Here is a 3,807-nt window from a genome sequence, read left to right as displayed (position 1 = left end):
CAGAGCAGCGATGACCGGAGGCCATACATACTTCATGCAGAACAGTACAAAAATCAGGAACGCAACGGACTGGCCAATCAGGGTCGCATTAATGTTCACGCCAACACCTCGCAGTTACGTTGTCCATCACACCAAATTACCCGGAATATCCGAGTAATTAGCCAGCGATCTGACCAACGAACGGGTTCGCGAAGGTGAAGAACAGCGCGATACCAACACCGATCATGGTTACGGCGTCGAGCAGACCGGCAACGATGAACATTTTAACTTGCAGCATTGGAACCATTTCTGGCTGACGCGCTGCGCCTTCCAGGAACTTGCCGCCCAGCAGGCCGAAACCAATTGCGGTACCCAGTGCGCCCAGGCCGATCAACAGTGCAACAGCGATAGCGGTTAGACCAACTACAGTTTCCATCTTTCCTCCCGACTTTTACGTCGTATGGTTTAGGTTTTTTAGATTAAAGCGGTAAAACAAATCGTTTCAGGTGCCCTGTGAAGAGCCCCTTCCCGTTTGACCGGGAAGGACATCAGACTAGTCGAGACTGGTCTTAATGGTTTTCTTCGTGCGCCATCGACAGGTAGACGATGGTCAGCATCATGAAGATGAACGCCTGCAGGGTGATGATCAGGATGTGGAACACAGCCCAAGCCCACTGCAGAACAACGCCCAGGCCGCTCAGCCAGAGCAGACCGCTGCCGAACATCACAGCGATCAGAATGAACACCAGCTCACCGGCATACATGTTGCCGAACAGACGCAGAGCCAGAGAGATCGGTTTAGCGATCAGGGTCACGAATTCCAGCAGGAAGTTCACCGGGATCAGCAGGGCCTGAACAAAGATGTTCTTGCTGCCGAACGGGTGCAGGGTCAGTTCGCCGATGAAGCCGCCGATGCCCTTGACCTTGATGCTGTAGAAAATGATCAGTGCGAAAACCGACAACGCCATGCCCAGAGTTGCGTTCGGGTCGGTAGTCGACACGGCGCGGAACGGGATGTGGTGGTCACCGGAGATCAGGATGGCCAGCTGAGGAATCCAGTCGACCGGGATCAGGTCGACGGCGTTCATCAGGAACACCCAGACGAAGATGGTCAGTGCCAGCGGTGCAATCACCGGGCTACGGCCATGGAAGCTGTCTTTCACGCTGCCATCGACGAATTCGACCAATACTTCAACGAAGTTCTGCAAAGCACCCGGCTGACCCGAAGTCGCTTTCTTTGCCGCCATGCGGAAAAGAAAAACGAAGATCAGACCCAACGCGACCGACCAGCCGAGAGTATCGACGTGGAAAGCCCAGAAGCCCATTTCTTTGGCTTCTGCTGCGGTGTGGGCAAAGCCCCAGCCGCCGTTAGGTAGCTGACCGAAGGTCAGGTTCTGCAAGTGGTGCTGGATATAGCCCGAAGCGGTTGTTTCTGCCATGGTTGCCTCAAACGCCCTAAGGTCTCGAAAGTCTTGTTCTCATCAGCAGGGGAGCGAACCAGCTGACCGACTGAGTCAGCACGAACACGCCGAATACAGCTATCGGCGCCAGCGGCTTCACACCTGCAAACACCAGCGCAAAAAGCACTGCTGTCAAAATCAGTTTGCCTGCCTCGCCGGCATAAAAAGACCGTACGATGGACTGGGCTGCTCGGGCGCCGGAAAACCGAAATGCCTTATGAGCGAAATAAACATTGGGCAGCAAGGCTATCAGGCCTCCGCAAAGTCCCGAGTATCCGGCAACGACTCCGTGCCATTGCCAGAGCGCCAAAGCGGCAATGAGCAAAATGACAAATTGAGCCATTAACACCGGAAAGACCGCCAGGCGATGGAACGGCAGGCGGTTTGGCTTGCGGGTTTCCATCACTATTGCTCTCCAATGGTCGGCTGCCAGAATTCAATAACTTGGCATAATTTGTGCCGACAAAATGCGCGCAGAGTATAGGGGCGGTTCTGCCCCTATTCAACTGTCAGGTAGTGATTTCCGACTGCGCGCTACATGAGGAAATGTTTCAGCGGATGTGTGCGAGCACACCTTGAAGCTCATCGAGCGAGTTATAACCGATCACCAACTGACCCTTTCCCTTCTTCCCGTGGCGAATCTGCACCGCAGAGCCTAGGCGCTCGGCCAGACGCTGTTCGAGGCGGGCGATATCCGGGTCGGGTTTGCTGGCTTCCACAGGCTCCGGTTTGCCACTCAACCACTGGCGAACCAGTGCTTCAGTTTGGCGCACGGTCAGGCCGCGTGCGACAACATGTCGCGCCCCTTCCACCTGCTGATTCTCGGGCAAACCGAGCAAAGCACGGGCATGGCCCATTTCCAGGTCGCCGTGGGACAGCATGGTCTTGATGACTTCCGGCAGCGCAATAAGTCGCAACAGGTTAGCCACAGTGACTCGGGATTTACCCACAGCCTCGGCAACCTGCTGTTGAGTCAGCTGGAATTCCTGCTGCAAACGCTGCAAGGCCACCGCTTCTTCGATTGGATTGAGGTCTTCGCGCTGGATGTTCTCGATCAGCGCAATGGCGATCGCGGTTTCATCGGGTACGTCGCGCACCATCGCCGGAATGGTTTCCTGCCCGGCTTGCTGGCTCGCGCGCCAGCGACGTTCACCGGCGATGATTTCAAAACGGCCACCGCCAATCGGGCGCACCACGATCGGCTGCATCACGCCTTGTGCCTTGATCGACAGCGCCAGCTCTTCCAGCGCTTGCGGATCCATGTCCCGACGCGGCTGGTATTTGCCGCGCTGGAGCAGATCCAGCGGCAGGTGCTGCAGCTCACGGGTGTCAGCTTGCGCGGCTTGTTCTTCCAGCGCGCTGACAGTCGGACCACTCAGCAGTGCATCCAGTCCACGTCCGAGACCTCGTTTCTTGACGGCCATGGGGATTCCTTAAGTTGCCTGAGCGGCGGCGATGCGTGAATTTTTGCGCTGACGGCGAACCATCTCGCCAGCCAGGGCCAGATAAGCCAGGGCGCCGCGCGATTGCTTGTCGTAAGCCAACGCCGGCATGCCGTAGCTTGGCGCTTCGGCCAGACGGATGTTGCGCGGGATCACCGTGTCGTACAGCTGCTCGCCAAAGTGTTCCTTGAGCTGCGCCGAAACATCGTTCATCAGACTCAGGCGCGGGTCGTACATCGTCCGCAGCAGGCCTTCGACTTTCAGGTTTGGATTGAGCAGTTCGGCGATGCGCTTGATGTTATCCACAAGGTCGCTGAGACCTTCGAGCGCAAAATACTCGCACTGCATGGGGATAATCACCCCGTCAGCAGCGACCAATGCGTTCAGAGTCAGCATCGACAGCGACGGCGGGCAGTCGATCAAAATGTAATCGTAGTTTTCACGGATCGGCGCCAGCGCACTGCGCAGACGGCTTTCCTTCATCTGCATTTCCAGCAGCACCACTTCGGCTGCCGTCAAATCGCGGTTGGCCGGCAGCAGTTGATAACCGCCGTGTTCGGAATAGTGCATGGCCTGAGCCAGATCGCATTCGCCGATCAGCAGGTCGTAGACCGAGTTTTCCAGGCCGTGTTTATCCACACCGCTACCCATGGTGGCGTTGCCCTGTGGATCGAGATCGATCAACAGCACCCGGCGCTTGGTCGCGACCAGGGATGCTGCGAGGTTGATGCAGGTGGTGGTCTTGCCCACACCACCCTTTTGGTTCGCTATCGCGAATACCTTAGCCATTCTTGCTTGTGTTCCCAATCATGCCGAGGCGCGAAGGATCGGCAGAAGGCGTTGGCATTTCCAACAACGTACTCACACTGCGCGTAAGCTAACAATTCAGAAGAAAGCAGTCAAACCTAACACCACAACAGTCGGAA

Annotated in this window: 5 protein-coding genes and 1 pseudogene; all 6 read right to left on the bottom strand. The window is 56.6% G+C overall.

The annotated features are described in order from the left end of the window. Positions 1-99, bottom strand: a pseudogene (locus ACIOMO_RS27810) (F0F1 ATP synthase subunit B); the annotation flags it as partial. Positions 100-157: 58 nt separating this feature from the next. After that, positions 158-415 carry a F0F1 ATP synthase subunit C gene (gene atpE, locus ACIOMO_RS27805; protein ID WP_003097235.1) on the bottom strand — a complete coding sequence of 86 codons (258 nt, stop codon included), beginning with the start codon at positions 413-415 and terminating at the stop codon, positions 158-160. A 133-nt stretch (positions 416-548) separates the two neighbouring features. Next, on the bottom strand, positions 549-1,418 hold the full coding sequence (atpB, locus tag ACIOMO_RS27800) for a F0F1 ATP synthase subunit A (RefSeq protein WP_053125288.1): 870 nt from the start codon (positions 1,416-1,418) through the stop codon (positions 549-551). A 16-nt stretch (positions 1,419-1,434) separates the two neighbouring features. After that, the gene (locus ACIOMO_RS27795; protein WP_008084411.1) at positions 1,435-1,842 is read right to left on the bottom strand and encodes a F0F1 ATP synthase subunit I; all 408 of its coding nucleotides are present in this window, start codon (positions 1,840-1,842) and stop codon (positions 1,435-1,437) included. A 148-nt stretch (positions 1,843-1,990) separates the two neighbouring features. Further along, the gene (locus ACIOMO_RS27790; protein WP_008084408.1) at positions 1,991-2,863 is read right to left on the bottom strand and encodes a ParB/RepB/Spo0J family partition protein; all 873 of its coding nucleotides are present in this window, start codon (positions 2,861-2,863) and stop codon (positions 1,991-1,993) included. Positions 2,864-2,872: 9 nt separating this feature from the next. Then, positions 2,873-3,670 carry a ParA family protein gene (locus tag ACIOMO_RS27785; protein ID WP_007911909.1) on the bottom strand — a complete coding sequence of 266 codons (798 nt, stop codon included), beginning with the start codon at positions 3,668-3,670 and terminating at the stop codon, positions 2,873-2,875. Positions 3,671-3,807: the final 137 nt, after the last annotated feature.

It is taken from the genome of Pseudomonas sp. NPDC087804, assembly GCF_044742965.1.
In the GTDB taxonomy this organism is placed as follows: domain Bacteria; phylum Pseudomonadota; class Gammaproteobacteria; order Pseudomonadales; family Pseudomonadaceae; genus Aquipseudomonas; species Aquipseudomonas rustica.
This window is presented reverse-complemented; position numbering and strand designations above follow the sequence as displayed.

What these genes read in the sequence shown, in the direction of transcription:
- atpE (WP_003097235.1), bottom strand. Translation starts at nt 415, where the DNA reads ATGGAAACTGTAGTTGGTCTAACCGCTATCGCTGTTGCACTGTTGATC.
- atpB (WP_053125288.1), bottom strand. Translation starts at nt 1,418, where the DNA reads ATGGCAGAAACAACCGCTTCGGGCTATATCCAGCACCACTTGCAGAAC.
- ACIOMO_RS27795 (WP_008084411.1), bottom strand. Translation starts at nt 1,842, where the DNA reads ATGGAAACCCGCAAGCCAAACCGCCTGCCGTTCCATCGCCTGGCGGTC.
- ACIOMO_RS27790 (WP_008084408.1), bottom strand. Translation starts at nt 2,863, where the DNA reads ATGGCCGTCAAGAAACGAGGTCTCGGACGTGGACTGGATGCACTGCTG.
- ACIOMO_RS27785 (WP_007911909.1), bottom strand. Translation starts at nt 3,670, where the DNA reads ATGGCTAAGGTATTCGCGATAGCGAACCAAAAGGGTGGTGTGGGCAAG.